At 32.8% G+C, this 16,119-nt stretch carries 14 protein-coding genes; 2 read left to right on the plus strand and 12 right to left on the minus strand.

From position 1 onward, the window contains the following. Nucleotides 1-2: 2 nt before the first annotated feature. The 9 genes from AC5SL8_RS05725 to AC5SL8_RS05765 form a co-directional block, all read right to left on the minus strand. Complete coding sequence (locus tag AC5SL8_RS05725; protein ID WP_494579602.1) at nucleotides 3-2,909, minus strand: 2-oxoglutarate dehydrogenase E1 component; 2,907 nt, start codon at nucleotides 2,907-2,909, stop codon at nucleotides 3-5. Between the two features lie 34 nt (nucleotides 2,910-2,943). Then, nucleotides 2,944-3,819, minus strand: a complete 876-nt coding sequence (gene sucD, locus AC5SL8_RS05730) for a succinate--CoA ligase subunit alpha (protein ID WP_494579604.1) — start codon at nucleotides 3,817-3,819, stop codon at nucleotides 2,944-2,946. A 1-nt stretch (nucleotide 3,820) separates the two neighbouring features. Then, nucleotides 3,821-4,981, minus strand: coding sequence for an ADP-forming succinate--CoA ligase subunit beta (sucC, locus tag AC5SL8_RS05735; protein WP_494579606.1), 1,161 nt, complete (start codon nucleotides 4,979-4,981; stop codon nucleotides 3,821-3,823). Then, a complete protein-coding gene (mdh, locus tag AC5SL8_RS05740) occupies nucleotides 4,981-5,946 on the minus strand; it encodes a malate dehydrogenase (RefSeq protein ID WP_494579608.1) in 966 nt (321 codons plus the stop codon). Before mdh ends, sucC begins: the two co-directional genes overlap by 1 nt. Nucleotides 5,947-6,004: 58 nt before the next feature. Then, nucleotides 6,005-6,439, minus strand: coding sequence for a hypothetical protein (locus AC5SL8_RS05745; RefSeq protein WP_494579610.1), 435 nt, complete (start codon nucleotides 6,437-6,439; stop codon nucleotides 6,005-6,007). A gap of 18 nt (nucleotides 6,440-6,457) precedes the next feature. Next, nucleotides 6,458-7,819, minus strand: a complete 1,362-nt coding sequence (locus AC5SL8_RS05750; protein WP_494573029.1) for a TRAP transporter large permease — start codon at nucleotides 7,817-7,819, stop codon at nucleotides 6,458-6,460. Continuing rightward, on the minus strand, nucleotides 7,820-8,389 hold the full coding sequence (locus AC5SL8_RS05755; protein WP_494579611.1) for a TRAP transporter small permease subunit: 570 nt from the start codon (nucleotides 8,387-8,389) through the stop codon (nucleotides 7,820-7,822). A gap of 83 nt (nucleotides 8,390-8,472) precedes the next feature. Further along, nucleotides 8,473-9,549: a TRAP transporter substrate-binding protein gene (locus tag AC5SL8_RS05760; protein ID WP_494579613.1), complete on the minus strand. Its 1,077-nt coding sequence runs from the start codon at nucleotides 9,547-9,549 to the stop codon at nucleotides 8,473-8,475. A 61-nt stretch (nucleotides 9,550-9,610) separates the two neighbouring features. Then, nucleotides 9,611-10,792 (minus strand): iron-containing alcohol dehydrogenase, encoded by a 1,182-nt coding sequence (locus AC5SL8_RS05765; protein ID WP_494579615.1) that lies wholly within the window; start codon nucleotides 10,790-10,792, stop codon nucleotides 9,611-9,613. Between the two features lie 173 nt (nucleotides 10,793-10,965). Here AC5SL8_RS05765 and AC5SL8_RS05770 point away from each other — a divergent pair, with 173 nt between their 5' ends. Together AC5SL8_RS05770 and AC5SL8_RS05775 are read left to right on the plus strand one after the other, a co-directional pair. Beyond that, complete coding sequence (locus AC5SL8_RS05770; protein ID WP_494579616.1) at nucleotides 10,966-12,459, plus strand: CoA-acylating methylmalonate-semialdehyde dehydrogenase; 1,494 nt, start codon at nucleotides 10,966-10,968, stop codon at nucleotides 12,457-12,459. A gap of 27 nt (nucleotides 12,460-12,486) precedes the next feature. Then, complete coding sequence (locus AC5SL8_RS05775; protein WP_494573034.1) at nucleotides 12,487-13,248, plus strand: IclR family transcriptional regulator; 762 nt, start codon at nucleotides 12,487-12,489, stop codon at nucleotides 13,246-13,248. Here the strand turns inward: AC5SL8_RS05775 and AC5SL8_RS05780 are convergent. Genes AC5SL8_RS05780 through sdhD form a run of 3 tightly spaced genes read right to left on the minus strand, consistent with a single transcriptional unit; the run spans nucleotide 13,238 to nucleotide 16,118 of the window. Next, nucleotides 13,238-14,017: a succinate dehydrogenase iron-sulfur subunit gene (locus AC5SL8_RS05780; protein WP_494573035.1), complete on the minus strand. Its 780-nt coding sequence runs from the start codon at nucleotides 14,015-14,017 to the stop codon at nucleotides 13,238-13,240. The two genes, AC5SL8_RS05775 and AC5SL8_RS05780, sit on opposite strands and share 11 nt — an antisense overlap. Further along, nucleotides 14,017-15,792, minus strand: a complete 1,776-nt coding sequence (gene sdhA / locus AC5SL8_RS05785) for a succinate dehydrogenase flavoprotein subunit (protein ID WP_494579618.1) — start codon at nucleotides 15,790-15,792, stop codon at nucleotides 14,017-14,019. Before sdhA ends, AC5SL8_RS05780 begins: the two co-directional genes overlap by 1 nt. After that, the gene (gene sdhD, locus AC5SL8_RS05790) at nucleotides 15,789-16,118 is read right to left on the minus strand and encodes a succinate dehydrogenase, hydrophobic membrane anchor protein (RefSeq protein WP_494573037.1); all 330 of its coding nucleotides are present in this window, start codon (nucleotides 16,116-16,118) and stop codon (nucleotides 15,789-15,791) included. Before sdhD ends, sdhA begins: the two co-directional genes overlap by 4 nt. Nucleotide 16,119: the final 1 nt, after the last annotated feature.

The raw sequence follows: 16,119 nt of genomic DNA on the forward strand, positions 1-16,119 counted from the left end.
TTTTATTCAAAAACCTTGTTAATAATCTCTTGTTGTTGTGAAATGTGTCTTTTTGCATATCCTGTTGCTGGAGATGCATCTGGACTTCTTCCTATATAAGAAATTTTACTATTATTAGCGTTAATAGTTTCTAATGTCCATTGTATATAGTCTCTTACTGAGAACCATCCGCCCATATTTTTTGGTTCTTCCTGGCACCAATAAAACTTAGCATTTTTAGCGTAAGGTTTAAGTTCCTTTACAAGAGTTTTTGCAGGAAATGGATATAGTTGTTCAATTCTGAACAATATTACATCATCTATTTTAAGTTTTTCTCTAGCATCTAATAAATCAAAGTAAACTTTACCTGAGCACATTATTACTTTTTTAATCTCTGAAGCTTTTCTTAATTTTATAAAACCATTAGTTTTTGGGTCCACAGCATGGTCCCATAATATTCTATGAAATGAATTTTCTTTATTAAAATCTTCTAAATTTGAAACACAATACTTGTTTCTTAATAAAGATTTTGGTGTCATCATAATTAATGGTTTTCTAAAATCTCTATGCATTTGTCTTCTTAGTGCATGAAAATAATTTGCAGGAGTAGTGCAATTCATTACTTGCATGTTGTCATTAGAACATAGTTGTAAAAATCTTTCTAAACGAGCTGATGAATGTTCTGGGCCTTGACCTTCATATCCATGTGGTAAAAGCATTACTAAACCTGATGCTCTTGTCCATTTTCTTTCTCCTGATGCAATAAATTGATCTATTACTACTTGTGCTCCATTAGCAAAATCTCCAAACTGAGCTTCCCATATTGTAAGTGTGTTAGGTTCAACAAGACTGTAACCATACTCAAAACCTAGAACTGCTAATTCTGATAAAAAGCTGTCGACTACTTCAAATTGCTTTTGATTTTTTGAAATATTATTTAAAGGGACATAACGACTATTATCTTTTTGATTTCTTAAAACAGAATGTCTCTGACTAAAAGTTCCTCTACCAGAATCTTGACCAACTAGCCTGACTGGATATCCTTCTTCTAATAAAGATCCAAATGCCAACGCTTCTGCAGTTGACCAGTCTATGTTCGATCCATTTTCGACTGCTTTTTTTCTTGAGTCTAGTATTTTGGTTATTGTTTTATGTAAATTTAATTTTTCAGAATAAGAATTTATTTTTTCTGAAATCTCTAAAAGTTTTTTAGTATCTGCACCTGTTACTCCTCTTTTATCTTTTCCTTTTTCAGGTTTATATGCTGACCATGTGCCTTCAAACCATTCTATTTGAGGTTTGTAATTTTTTGCATTTTTAAATTGATCATCAAGTAAATTTTTAAATTCTTTTATTGAGTTTTCTAAAATATCATTAGTAATTGTATTCTCAGATATCAATTTATTCCCATAAACATTTACTACAGAGGGATGTGATCTAATTTTTTCATACATCAATGGCTGAGTAAATGAAGGCTCATCTCCTTCATTATGACCAAATCTTCTATAGCAAATCAAGTCTATAACCACGTCTCTATTAAATTTTAATCTAAACTCTGTAGCTATTCTTGCCGCATAAACGACAGCTTCTGGGTCATCTCCATTAGCATGAATAATTGGAGCATCAACCATTTTTGCTACATCAGATGGATAAGGTGAAGATCGTGCAAATCTTGGACTTGTTGTAAAACCTATTTGGTTATTAACAATAATATGAATTGTTCCACCAGTGTTATGACCTGGTAATCCAGACATTGCAAAACATTCGGCTACCACACCTTGGCCTGCAAATGCAGCATCACCATGTATCAATATGGGTATTACTTTATTTCTCTCTTTATCTTTATGAAAAAATTGTTTTGCTCTTGTTTGCCCAAGCACTACTGGATTAACTGCCTCTAAGTGAGATGGGTTATCTGTTAAACTAACATGCACAGAGTTTCCATCAAACTCTCTATTTGAAGATGCGCCTAAATGATACTTAACATCTCCAGCTCCTTCTTCTGATGATGCATTAATTTCTCCAGCAAATTCATTAAATATTCTTTTATATGATTTCTGCAAAACATTCGCTAATACATTCAGTCTACCTCTATGTGACATTCCAATCTTAACCTCTTTGACTGCAGACTGGCCACTAATCTTAATTATTTGTTCCAAAGCAGGAATTAAACTTTCTGCACCATCTAGTCCAAATCTTTTTGTTCCTACATATTTTTTATGTAAAAATTTTTCAAAACCTTCCGCTTGTATTAATTTATTTAAAATTGCTTCTTTACCATTTTTTGTAAAATTTAAGTTGTCTTCTGACTTTTCAATCCGATCTCTAAACCATTTTCTTTCAGTTGGATTTGATATGTGCATATATTCATATCCAATTGGCCCACAGTAAGTTTTCTTCAAAAATACTAATATTTCTTTTATATTCGATTGATCTTTATTTATAACACCACCTAAATAAATATTTTTTTCATAGTCACTTTTTTTAAAATCAAAAGACTCTGGATGCAGTTCATCTAGATAATCTGACTGCAATAATTGCAATGGATCTAATTTAGCTATGAGGTGTCCTCTTTGTCTATATGATCTAATCATAGAGACCGCTTTAATTGAATCTTCATTTGATTTAGATAAATTTATTTGACCCACATTAGCTTGCTGAGTATTGCCTGATGGATTTTCTTCTTCTTGTTCAATTTTTTTTTGAAGTTCATCTATATCAATTTTATTTTTTAAGCCCCAAGATGGTCCATTAATTTCCTTCGCAATCATACTTAAGTCTTCGCCTATATCTTCAAAGTAATGCTGCCAACTTTCTGGGAGATCTTTATCTTTATTGATAAATTTTAAATACATTTGTTCTATAAATGCACTATTTGATTTACTAAGAAATGAGGTTTTTTTGAATTCGAGATTTTTTGATGATGACATCTATTTTATTGATATAATATCAGATAAATAATTTTCAATTAGATAATTTTTTAAATAATGTTTTTCCTAGTTCAGATGGTGATTTTGCAATTGTAATCCCACATTCTTCCATTTTTTTAATCTTATCCTCTGCCCCGCCCTTACCACCAGAGATAATAGCTCCGGCGTGCCCCATAGTTCTTCCTGGGGGTGCTGTTATTCCAGCAACAAACCCAACCATAGGTTTTTTTATTTTGTGGTTTTTAATAAATTCAGCTGCTTCTTCTTCTGCAGAGCCACCAATTTCTCCTATCATAAGAATAGATTCCGTCTCATCATCATTTAAAAATAAATCCAAACAATCAATAAAGTTTGTTCCATTTATTGGATCTCCACCAATTCCTATACAAGTAGATTGTCCTAATCCATTTTCAGTTGTTTGTGCAACTGCTTCATAAGTTAAAGTTCCAGATCTTGAAACAATTCCCACCGAGCCTTTTTTGTGAATATTTCCAGGCATAATCCCAATTTTACATTCATCAGGAGTAATTATTCCTGGACAGTTAGGTCCTATCAATCGACTTTTTGAACTATTTAGCTTTTGTTTAACTCGAAGCATATCTTGAATTGGTATACCTTCAGTAATACAAACTATAAGTTCAATAGATGCATCAATAGCTTCTATTATTGCTGCTGCAGCAAATTTTGCTGGCACATAAATCATTGTGGCATCTGCTCCAACTTCTTGTTTCGCATCAGCTACTGTATTAAATACTGGACGATCAAGATGTTTTTGTCCTCCTTTTTTTGGAGTAACTCCACCAACGAGATTTGTTCCATATTTTATGGCTTGCTCTGAATGAAAAGTTCCATGAGCACCTGTAAAACCCTGGCATATAACTTTTGTATTTTTATTTATTAAAACTGACATATTATTTTATTGCCTTTACAATTTTTTGAGCTGCGTCATCTAGGTTTTCAGCTGAAATCAATTTTAGCCCAGAATTATCTAAAATTTCTTTTCCTTCTTTAAAGTTAGTGCCAGCAAGTCTTACAACTAATGGAACACTTATATTTATTTCTTTAGCAGCATCCACAACACCTTGTGCAAGGACATCACATCTCATAATTCCCCCAAATATATTTATTAGGATTCCTTTTACATTTTTGTCCGAAAGAATAATCTTAAGAGCGGCTGAAACTTTTTCTTTTGAAGCTCCTCCGCCAACATCTAAAAAGTTTGCTGGCTCTTCACCATATAATTTAATTATATCCATTGTTGCCATTGCAAGACCTGCTCCATTGACCATGCAGCCAATGCTTCCATCTAGTTTTATGTAAGCAAGATCGTGTTTACTCGCATCTATTTCTGCGGGATCTTCTTCATTTAAATCTCTAAGCTCGATTATTTCAGGATGTCTAAATAAAGCATTAGAGTCAAAATTAACTTTTGCATCTAAACAAATTATTTTTTTTTCTTTAGTTAATATTAGTGGGTTAACTTCAACCATATTGGCGTCTGTGCCTAAAAACATTTTATATACTGATTTTATCAGTGCTATTGCTTGTTTTTTTGCATCATCTGCTAAAGCATAAATTGCAATTATTTTTTCACAGTCAGCATCAGAAATTTCATCAGTAATATCTATTTTAGTTGTTATAATTTTTTCTGGAGTTTTTTCTGCAACTTCTTCAATGTCCATTCCACCTTGATCGCTGGATATGAATACTATTTTTGAACTTGCTCTATCTACTAAACAAGATAAATAGAATTCTTTATCAATATTAGAGGACTCTTCTACATATAATCTTTTTACTTCTCTTCCTGCTGGGCCAGTTTGATGTGTTACGAGTGTTTTTCCAAGCAATTCTTTTGCAGCAGCACTTAATTCATCAATTGTGTTTAAAATTTTTACACCTCCAGCTTTGCCTCGTCCACCAGCATGAATTTGCGCTTTTAAAACAAATTTTTCTGTTTTTAAAGATTTTACTTTTTTAATTAAGTCTTCAACTGTAAACGCAAAAACTCCTTCAGGAACTACCGCTCCATATTTTTTTAGAATTTGTTTGGCCTGGTGTTCGTGAATATTCATTATTTAGAAAGATCTGGATCTATTTTAGATGCGGCTTCCCAAAGTGCTTTAACAGCATCAATAGAATGCATAAATTCTTTTTTTTCTTTTTCATCTAGATCTATCTGTTCTATTTTTTCTACACCATTTTTTCCAATGATTACAGGTACGCCAGCATAAACATTGCTTACCCCATACTCTCCATTTAATTGAATGGCACACGGTAATAACTTCTTTTCATCTTTTAAGTATGCTTCTGCCATCTGAACTCCTGATGCTGCGGGTGCGTAAAATGCTGATCCTTTTTCTAAATATTTTACAATCTCAGCACCACCATCCCTTGTTCTTTGATTTATTTCTTCTAATCTTTCTTGAGTTATTTTGCCTTCTTTAACCAAGTCTAATAAAGGTTTTCCTGAAACTTTTGTAAATCTTGGTAATGGTACCATTGTGTCTCCATGACCTCCCATTACCATTGCGTCTATTTCTTTTACAGGAACATTAAGCTCTTCTGATAGAAATAATTTAAATCTTGAGCTATCTAAAATTCCTGCCATTCCAACTACTTTATTAGCTGGCATACTAGAAAATTTTTGAAATGCCATTACCATTACATCAAGTGGATTTGTGATGCATATAACAAAAGCATTAGGTGCATTTTTTTTTATTCCTTCTGCTACTTGTTTAATAATCTTTAAATTAATCCCTAATAAATCATCTCTACTCATTCCTGGTTTTCTTGGAACTCCTGCAGTTATTATAATTACATCTGAGTCTTTAATATCTTCATAATTATCTGTACCTGAAAATTTTACATTAAAACCATCAACAGATGATGATTGGGCAATATCTAAGGCTTTTCCTTTAGCTATACCGCTGGCAACATCAAAAAGGACAACCTCATTGGCTACTTCTTTAGTTCCAATTAAGTGTGCTAAAGTACCACCAATCTGTCCTGCTCCTATTAAAGAAATTTTTTTTTTCATGAATGAGCTTATCTTTTATTGATAATTGACAATAATTCAACTGAATTTTAGATTTTATCTACTTATCTTCAATAAGTTTTGAGCAGATTGCCATATCTCCAGAAATGTATGATCCTTTAAAATGTGACTTGTTCTCCTCCCAATTTTTTTTACCATCAGTTATGTAATTATTGAATAGCTGTTTTCTATTTTCTTCAGCTTTTTTTTGAGCTTCTTCTAATTTTTTTTCTTCTTCAATTACCATTAATTCTACAGACTTAAATAAAAGATTATTTGAAATCTCAATAAAATTTTTAGAACTTACAGCATCTGTTTTTAAAATTATGCCTGATGCATAAGCATAAACTGCACTACATCTATTTAATAAATAGATTTGTGTTTTGCCATCTTCAATATCTTTCTTTTCTAAATAATCTTTTAAAGAAGTATTGGTATCTGCTTTAGCAAAACTTATAATGAATAAAGATATAAATAAAAAAATAATTTTTTTCATTAAATGTATTGTAAGTTTTTATGGACCATAAGCTACTTTTGGTAGCCATGTAACAATTTTTGGAAAATTAAAAACAATTGCAACTGCTATTGCTTGTAAAATTACAAAAGGAATTATTCCTCTATAAATATTTTGTATTGTTATTCCTTGAGGGGCTACACCTTTCATATAAAATAAGGCGAAACCAACTGGTGGAGTTATAAAAGAAGTTTGTAGAACAACTGCAAACATAACTATAAACCATACCATATCAACACCAAGATCAACCATCACTGGTGCTAAAAAAGGCAATAAAATTAATGTAATTTCTATCCAATCTAAAAAGAAACCTAATATAAAAGCAATACACAGAACAACTATAACAACTCCATTGGGTCCAAAAGATAATCCTTTGAGTGCACCTTCAATTAATTCGTCTCCACCTAATCCTCTTAAAACTAAAGCAAACATCGTTGCTCCTACAAACAGTGCAAATATATACGCTGTTGTATGTGTAGTTTTTCTAATTACACTTTTTAAATCCTTGAAAGAAAGCCTTCCTCTTATAAGAGCTAAAATAGATGCCCCTAGCGCACCTACTCCTGATGCCTCTGTAGGAGTTGCTATACCCATAAAAATACTTCCTAAGACTGCTATTATTAATAAAGCTGGTGGTATAATTGATTTAAATACTCTTAAAATTATATCTAAAGAAACAGGCTCTGCACTTTTAGGAGCTGGTGCAACTTTTGGCTTTAAGTAAGCATAAGTAATAATAAAAATTGTATATAATAAACCAAGCATCAAGCCAGGAAATACTGCCCCCATAAATAGGTCACCTACCGAAATTCTTACTTGGTCACCCATAATTACAAGCATAATACTAGGAGGTATTAAAATTCCAAGTGTGCCAGTTGCACAAACAACTCCACATGCAAGGTCTGGACTGTAATTATTTTTTAACATTAAAGGAACACCCAGAATTGTTAATAAAACAACAGACGCCCCTATGATGCCTGTTGAGGCTGCTAATAGCACCCCAATAAAGACAACTGCTATTGCCAAACCTCCTCTCATACGACCAAACAATTTTGAAAGATCTGTCATTAAATCTTCTGCAATTCCAGATTTATCCATCATTATTCCCATAAAAATAAACATTGGAAGAGCAACAAGGACCCAGTTTGCCATAACTCCATACAGCCTATAAACTACCATCGAAGAAAATTTCCAATCAACTCCAAAGAAAGTGTCTAAATAGCTATCAGACAACATTGTAATGAGAGTAAATAATACCGCTAAACCTCCCATTGTCCACGCAACAGGGAAACCAATAAAAATTAAAGTTATAAAGCTCAAAAAGAGCAATATTGACATGTAGTATTCTGAAATTAATTCCATCTATTTTATTTTTTCAAACCCTAGTCGAATAGTTGTTAGAACCCTAATTAATCTTGATAAGCCAGCTAATAATAATAAAAAGAAACTAAATACTAGAAAGCCTTTTACAAGCCATCGTGCAGGAAGTCCATTTGCAGAAGTAGATCTTTCACTTGTTTCCCATGATAGTTCAAAAAATGGAACTGAGTAAATAAGTACTAAAATAATGAATGGTAAAAACAATAAAAGAATTCCAAAAAACTCAAACCACAGTCTTCTTCTGTAAGCCATGCTGTCAGTCAAAACATCTACCCTAACGTGTTGATCTACTACGTAAGTAGATGACAAGCCAACTAACCACCCTACAGCATATAGATGCCATTGTAATTCTTCCAATTCAATCATACCACTCTTAAATACATATCTAAGAATGACATTAAGAATAATTACAGCAACTAAAACAACCCATATCCAATTAAATACTTCACCAACACTAGTCACAAACCCATCTATTTTTTTTGTGATTGGCAAGTGTTTGAGCTGTAGTTTTTTATCTAAACTATTTTCTAATTTTGTAAAATCATTCGCCATAAAAAAATTTCTTTTAAAAACAAAAGCAGCCGGCAAAACCGACTGCTTTTTAACTTTATTATAAACTTTAAAAGTATTAAATACTAAAAGTTTCTAGGTAAATAACCCCATTTTTGCCAAACATCATATTCTTTCATGAATGCTTGTTGAGAATTCCAAACTTTTTTAAAGTCAGCATCTTTAGCAGACTGTTCTGCCATAACTTTTGCACTAACTTTTTGAAGTTCTCTCAATACACTATCAGGCAATCTAGCAGCTGTTACACCTTTAGAAGGGAAACTTGCAATTTGTTTTCCTTGTAAAAATTCACCAGTTGTAATTGCTCTCATAGCTGCTGCTGTACAAGCCATTTCGAATAAAGCTTGGTCAGCTGCACCCATTTTTTTCCATAAGTCTAAGTTGACCATGAAGTGAGTAGATGTTGATACTTGGTGCCAACCTGGAAACAAGTTGAACTTAGTAATTTTGTGAAAACCAAGAACTTCATCAATTGCTGGCATCGAATATTCTGTTGCATCTAGAGTTCCTTTTTCTAAAGCAGCAAAAATTTCACCACCGGCCATTAAAGTTGCAGATGCTCCTATTTCATTTAAAACCATTCCTCCTAATCCTGAGAAACGAATTTTTAAACCTTTAAGATCATCTAAACTTGTAATTGGATTTCTATACCAACCAGCAGTTTCAGGTCCAATTGTACTACATAACAAAACTTTAATATTTTGCTTGTTGTAAATTTCATTTGCTAACTTTGAACCTTCTCCTTCAAACCACCATGCAGCATACTCCCATGGTTCCATTCCGAACGGTACTGCCGCAAATAAAACGGCCGCTGGAATTCTACCTTGGTCATAAGCCATATAGTTATAAGCTGCAGGCAAATCACCTTTACTAATTGATGGTGAGATCTCTAATGGAGGAAGAATTTTTCCAGGCTCATAAACCTTTAATTTTATTCTTCCATCTGTAGCTTTATCTAAAGTGTCTGCTAAACGAGCAACTGGGTCACCCAGCGCTGGCCAACCAGTATTGAAAGTAGATTGTACTTTCCATCTGATTTTTTCAGCTGCATTTACCTGCTGAAATGAAAAAGTTATCATTAAAGCAAATACAGCAAAAATACTAACGAACAATTTCATTAGTGATTTTGATTTATCTATCATATTTTTCCCCTCTCTTTTGTTTCGAGTTGTTCGTCTAAAAGAAGTGCATTTCCAACTCATTTTAAAATGCTCTCCATGCTTGTCTGTAAAGTTCTACCATCTCATTTACAGAAGGCACTCTTGGATTGAGGTTTGGCGCCCCTGAATTTTCTGCATCAGTTGCCATATTTTTTAACTCTTCCTCAAAATTTTTTTGATTAATTCCAAAATTTTGCATTGATGGAACTTCAAAATCATTATTAATTTTGTACAGACCTTTAATCAATTTATCACAGGCCACATCATCATTGTCACCAGGTAGTGCAAAATCTCCAGCACGACTACAATCTGCATATCTACTTTTTGCATGATCTATCGAAAATTTAGTTATAGTTGGTAGTAACATTGCATTACTAAGTCCATGAGGAACTTTGAAATTACTACCTAGCGGCCTACTCATTCCATGCACCAAACATATTGAAGCATTGGAAAATGCTAAGCCTCCTAATGTAGCGGCTAACATTAAGCCTTCTCTTGCTTTTAAATCTTTTGGATTTTTATCAACTGCATATATATTTTGGGTAACAAGTCTTATTGTGTCTAAAGCCATTCGATCAGAAAAGAGTGTGGCTTTTTTGCTTACGTATGCTTCTATTCCATGAGTTAGAGTGTCAATTGCGCTATCAATAGTTAATCTTCTGGGTTTCGATAAAGTTAAATCATAATCAACAATTGCAACTATAGGGACAAATCCTTCTCCTCTACAAGAAATTTTTTCATTATTATTTGAGTCTATAACTACTGCGTGATGTGTTACTTCCGAGCCTGTACCGGCTGTAGTAGGGATTGCAATTATTGGAAAACCTTTTTTATCAAACATTGATGGTGGCTTATAATCTTGAATATTTTTACTAAATTTAGCCATTGCGGCTATTGCCTTTGCAGTATCTATTGGACTTCCTCCACCAAAACCAATTACAGCATCATTTTTACATTTTTCTAAAAATTTAATTCCATTTAAAACTACTGAATCCGTTGGATCAGGAACAGTGTCATCAAAAACATCAGAATTTAACCCTGCTTTAGTTAAAACATCTTGTAGTTTTTTTACATAACCAAATGATACCATTTGTTTATCAGTTACAATTAGTAATGATTTTATAGATCCTAAAATTTTTATTATATCAGGGAGTTCATTCAAGCTACCCTTGCCAATTTGCAAGTATCTAGGAACACAAATACGAACATTTTCTCTTTTAATCAAACGGTCCTCTCTCTCTTTTCATCTAATTTGTTAATGCTTAATCTAAACTTAAGTAATTTTAGGAGTCAACAACTGAAAGCTTTTAATTGATAATATTTTTCTCATTTAAGGAATAATATATTGCAAAGAAAATTGAGCTAGTATAACTTTAAATTATATATAAAAGGAGAAGTATGAAAAAAGTTAGTCATTTCATTGATGGAAAAGTTTTTACTGTAAAAGATTCTAGAACCGGTCCAATTTTTAACCCCGCTATTGGAGAACAAATAGCAGAAGTTGAATTAGCAAGTAAAGCTACTGTTGAAATGGCTATAGAGAGCTCTAAGAAAGCTTTTTTAAAATGGTCTAAAACCACACCTATAAACAGAGCAAGAATTTTAGCAAAATATAAAGATTTATTAATAAAAAATATGGAAGATATGGCTGTAATGGTTTCCGAACAACATGGAAAAACTATTCCAGATGCAAAAGGTTCTATTCAAAGAGGAATTGAAGTTGTTGAGTATGCAACTGGTATCACCGATTCTTTAAAAGGAGATCACTCTGCAAGTGTGGGAACTAATGTTGACTCTTATTCAATGAGACAGCCCTTGGGTGTTTGTGCTGGAATTACTCCATTTAATTTTCCAGCAATGGTACCTATGTGGATGTACCCAGTTGCTATTGCATGTGGAAATACTTTTGTACTTAAACCATCAGAAAAAGATCCGAGTTGTCCAATTAGACTTGGAGAATTAGCTATTGAAGCTGGTATGCCACCGGGTGTTTTAAATGTTGTAAACGGTGATAAAGAATCTGTTGATACTCTACTAGAGAGTAAAGATGTTCAAGCGATTAGTTTTGTAGGTTCGACTCCAATTGCGGAATATGTTTATCACACAGGAACAAAAAACAATAAAAGAGTTCAAGCTCTTGGTGGAGCTAAAAACCATATGGTTGTAATGCCTGACGCAGATGTTAATAAAACAACAGACGCTATTATAGGTTCTGCTTTTGGGTCTGCTGGTGAGAGATGTATGGCTATTTCTGTTGCTGTTTGTGTAGGAAAAAAGACTGCTGAAAATTTAAAAACTAAATTATTAGAAGAAACACTAAAACTAAATGTTGGACCATACACAGACGAAAAAAGTGATTTTGGCCCACTTAATAACAAAGCTCACTATGAAAAAGTTTTGGGATACATAGATACGGGTGAAAAAGAAGGAGCTAAGCTTCTTGCAGATGGAAGAAATATGAAACTACAAGGGTATGAGAATGGATATTTTGTAGGTCCTACCATTTTTGAAGATGTAAAACCTGATATGAAAATTTATAAAGAAGAAATTTTTGGTCCAGTGCTCAGCATGATGACAACAGATACTTATGAAGAAGCTTTAAAATTAGTCAATGATCATGAATTAGGAAATGGAGCTGCTGTATTTACAAAAAGTGGTATGATAGCAAAACATTTTACTGAAAATGCAAAAATTGGGATGATAGGAGTAAATGTTCCCATTCCTGTACCTGTTGCGTACCATAGCTTTGGTGGTTGGAAGAGATCATTATTTGGGGATCATTCTATGCATGGTCCTGAAGGAGTAAGATTCTATACTAAATTGAAAACTGCAACAGTAACATGGTCGGAAGATAATAGTGGTCCAGAGTTTACAATTCCAGTTCTTTCTTAATTTTTTTAGTTAAAAAACTTAAAAGTTATGAGTGATACAAATAGTAGAACTTCACCCAAAAGAATTTTAAACATCCTTGAAGAAGTTCTATTAGATCCAGACAATTTTACTGCAAAAAAAATATCTCACAAATTAGAGATTCCATTACCCACTGTTTACCGACACATAGAAACTTTGTGTGATGAGAAATTTTTAATTGCTAGCAGTAATAAGAAATATATTCCAGGACCAAAGATTAGAAATATAATCTTACATAGTTTGCCTTATGAACCAAACTTTACTCTTAGGAGATCTTATTTGAGAAAACTTACAACTGAAATTAAAGAAACAGTTAGTTTGTCAGTACCTATTGGAACAAAACTAGTGTATTTTGACAGAATTGAATTTCATTGGCCAATGCAGTTAAATCTGGAAGCTGGTGATCATTTGCCATTGCATGCTTCTGCATCTGGAAAACTTTATCTTTCTTCAATAAAAAAAGAGGACGCATTAAAAATCTTTAATAATATTAAAACACCAAAATCAGCAAAAAATACAATTACTGATATTTCTCAGTTTAAAAAAGAGTTAAATAAAATTAATAAGCAAGGTTATGCATTTGATGATGAAGAATGGTTTAATGGAATGGTAGGTGTTTCTTTGCCAATTACAAATTATAAAAATGAACTGTGTTTTTGTCTTTCTACTCACACAGCAAAGAGTAGAAAAAACATCGATGGTTTAAAAAAAATCTTACCTTCAATGCTTTCTGCAGCAAATAATTTGAAGAGTGCTTTGTTTAAAGATTAGCTGTAACTAACATTTTTTTTAGTTCTGCTATAGCTTTTGCTGGATTTAATCCCTTTGGGCAGGCATTAGTACAATTCATAATAGTATGACACCTATAAAGCTTAAGCTCATCAGCTACTTTTTTTAATCTCTCTTTTCTTTCGTCATCTCTACTATCAACTATCCATCTGTACGCTTGTAGTAATACAGCAGGCCCTAAATATTTGTCACCATTCCACCAATAACTTGGGCAGGATGTTGAGCAGCATGCACACATAATGCACTCGTACGCTCCATCTAATTTTTCTCTATCTTTTTTAGATTGAATAATTTCAGTTGTTTCAACTTTAGTATTAGTTTTTAACCAGGGCTCTATTGACTGGTACTGTTTATAAAGTCCATTTAAATCCCCAATCAAATCTCTTTTAACTTTTAAATGTGGAAGAGGATAAATATTTATATCACCTTCAATTTCAGAGTGAGGTGTTGTACATGCAAGACCATTCTTACCATCCATATTCATAGCACAAGAACCACAAACACCATGAGCGCAAGATCTTCGATACGCTAGTGATGGGTCTATTTCACTTTTAATTTTATTTAATAAATCTAGAACTTTTGAAGGACAGTTATCCATATCAACCTCATATGTGTCTACTCTTGGATTTTCTCCAGTTGATGGATCCCATCTATAAATATTAACTTTTCTGATATTTTTCGATCCAGTTGTATCTTTGTAATATTTACCTTTTTGAACTTTAGAATTTTCAGGTAAATTAATTTGAACCATTAATAAACTCTCTCTTGTGGTGGAAAATATTGGACCTCGTTTGTTAATGTTGTTTTATGAACTGGTCTATAGTCAATTTTAGTATCTTTTCCGTTACACCAAGCAATAGTATGTTGCATAAATTTTTCATCATCTCTCTTAGGAAAATCTTCTCTAGCATGAGCACCTCTACTCTCTTTTCTATTATAAGCGGAATCAACTGTGGTAATTGCTTGTCTAATCAAATTATCAAATTCCAATGTTTCAACTAAATCTGTATTAAAAACTAAAGATTTATCTTTGACTGAGATTGAATCCATCCCATCATAAACTTTTCTTATTTCATCAACTCCTTCTTTTAAAGTCTTATCTGTTCTAAAAACTGCACATTTTGATTGCATGATCTTTTGCATTGAAAGTCTAAGTTCTGCGGTACTAGTTTCTCCATTAGCATTTCTAAGTTTATCAAATCTCGCTAAACATTTTTCAGTCTCAGTTTCACTTACTTCTTCATGAGGTGTGCCAGGCTTTACTAATTCTGCAGCTCTCATTGCTGCAGCCCTTCCAAACACAACTAAATCAATCAATGAATTTGAACCCAATCTATTTGCTCCATGAACAGAAACACATGCAGCCTCTCCGATTGCCATAAGACCTGGAACCGTTTTTTCAGAACCATTAACGGTTAAAACTTCTGCTTTATAATTAGTAGGAATACCTCCCATATTATAATGCACAGTAGGCACAACAGGTATTGGTTCTTTTGTTACATCAACGTTAGCAAATAATCTTGCTGCCTCCGTAATTCCTGGAAGTCTACTTTCTATAATATTTTTATCTAAATGACTTAAGTGTAAATGGACATGGTCTTTTTCTTTACCAACACCTCTTCCTTCATTGATCTCAATTGACATTGATCTACTCACTACATCTCTAGATGCTAAATCCTTTGCATTTGGCGCGTATCTCTCCATAAACCGCTCGCCCTTTGAGTTAACCAAATATCCACCTTCTCCTCTAACACCCTCTGAAATTAAAGTTCCATGACCATAAATTCCTGTTGGATGAAATTGAACAAATTCCATATCTTGTAAAGGAAGACCTGCTCTAAGTACCATTGCATTACCATCACCTGTACATGTGTGAGCTGATGTTGCAGAATAATAAACTTTACCATAACCACCCGTTGCTATTATTGTTATATGGGCTCTAAATCTATGGATAGTTCCGTCATTTAAATTCCAAGCTATAAGACCTTTGCATTCACCATCTTTCATTATTAAATCCAACGCAAAGTATTCAATAAAAAATTCAGTGTTGTGCTTTAATGCTTGTCCATAAAGGGTATGAAGTATTGCGTGCCCTGTTCTATCGGCAGCCGCGCATGTTCTTTGAACAATACCATTACCATAATTTTTAGTCATTCCACCAAATGGTCTTTGATAAATTTTTCCATCATCTGTTCTACTAAATGGAACTCCATACTTTTCTAATTCTATTACTGCCTTTGGTGCTTCCTTACAAAGATACTCAATACTATCCTGATCACCCAACCAATCTGCACCTTTAACCGTATCATACATGTGCCATCTCCAATCATCTTCTCCCATGTTTCCAAGGGCAGCAGAGATTCCACCTTGTGCAGCAGATGTATGACTTCTTGTTGGAAATACTTTTGATATACAAGCGGTTTTTAATCCTGCTTCACTCAAACCAACTGCTGCTCTTAAACCTGAGCCACCAGCGCCAAGCACAATAACATCATATTCGTGATCTATAATTTTGTAAGCACTCATATATTTAAATTAAATACTATAATAATCGTAATTAGTGGAACTACTATAGCAAAAATTTGTAATGCTTTGTTTGCGGCATTTTTGTTTTTTTCATCATTAATATAATCTTCAAATACCTCACTAATACTTAAATTAGAGAAAAAAAATGCAAGTATCAAAAATAATGAAAATAATATTTTTGATGATTTTGTAGAAAAAAAACCTAGCACATCGGTATAATCTTTATCAAAAATACCTACAAAATTTATTATAAACCAGCACATTAAAGGAACTAAAATAGCTGAGCTTACTTTTAAAAGTACCCATTTTTTAGTTACATTATTCATA

Source organism: Candidatus Pelagibacter sp. PS_41, assembly GCF_059417725.1.

Excerpts from the sequence above, each read along its gene's own strand:
- AC5SL8_RS05725 (WP_494579602.1), bottom strand. The coding sequence starts at position 2,909 with ATGTCATCATCAAAAAATCTCGAATTCAAAAAAACCTCATTTCTTAGT.
- sucD (WP_494579604.1), bottom strand. The coding sequence starts at position 3,819 with ATGTCAGTTTTAATAAATAAAAATACAAAAGTTATATGCCAGGGTTTT.
- sucC (WP_494579606.1), bottom strand. The coding sequence starts at position 4,981 with ATGAATATTCACGAACACCAGGCCAAACAAATTCTAAAAAAATATGGA.
- mdh (WP_494579608.1), bottom strand. The coding sequence starts at position 5,946 with ATGAAAAAAAAAATTTCTTTAATAGGAGCAGGACAGATTGGTGGTACT.
- AC5SL8_RS05745 (WP_494579610.1), bottom strand. The coding sequence starts at position 6,439 with ATGAAAAAAATTATTTTTTTATTTATATCTTTATTCATTATAAGTTTT.
- AC5SL8_RS05750 (WP_494573029.1), bottom strand. The coding sequence starts at position 7,819 with ATGGAATTAATTTCAGAATACTACATGTCAATATTGCTCTTTTTGAGC.
- AC5SL8_RS05755 (WP_494579611.1), bottom strand. The coding sequence starts at position 8,389 with ATGGCGAATGATTTTACAAAATTAGAAAATAGTTTAGATAAAAAACTA.
- AC5SL8_RS05760 (WP_494579613.1), bottom strand. The coding sequence starts at position 9,549 with ATGATAGATAAATCAAAATCACTAATGAAATTGTTCGTTAGTATTTTT.
- AC5SL8_RS05770 (WP_494579616.1), top strand. The coding sequence starts at position 10,966 with ATGAAAAAAGTTAGTCATTTCATTGATGGAAAAGTTTTTACTGTAAAA.
- AC5SL8_RS05775 (WP_494573034.1), top strand. The coding sequence starts at position 12,487 with ATGAGTGATACAAATAGTAGAACTTCACCCAAAAGAATTTTAAACATC.
- AC5SL8_RS05780 (WP_494573035.1), bottom strand. The coding sequence starts at position 14,017 with ATGGTTCAAATTAATTTACCTGAAAATTCTAAAGTTCAAAAAGGTAAA.
- sdhA (WP_494579618.1), bottom strand. The coding sequence starts at position 15,792 with ATGAGTGCTTACAAAATTATAGATCACGAATATGATGTTATTGTGCTT.
- sdhD (WP_494573037.1), bottom strand. The coding sequence starts at position 16,118 with ATGAATAATGTAACTAAAAAATGGGTACTTTTAAAAGTAAGCTCAGCT.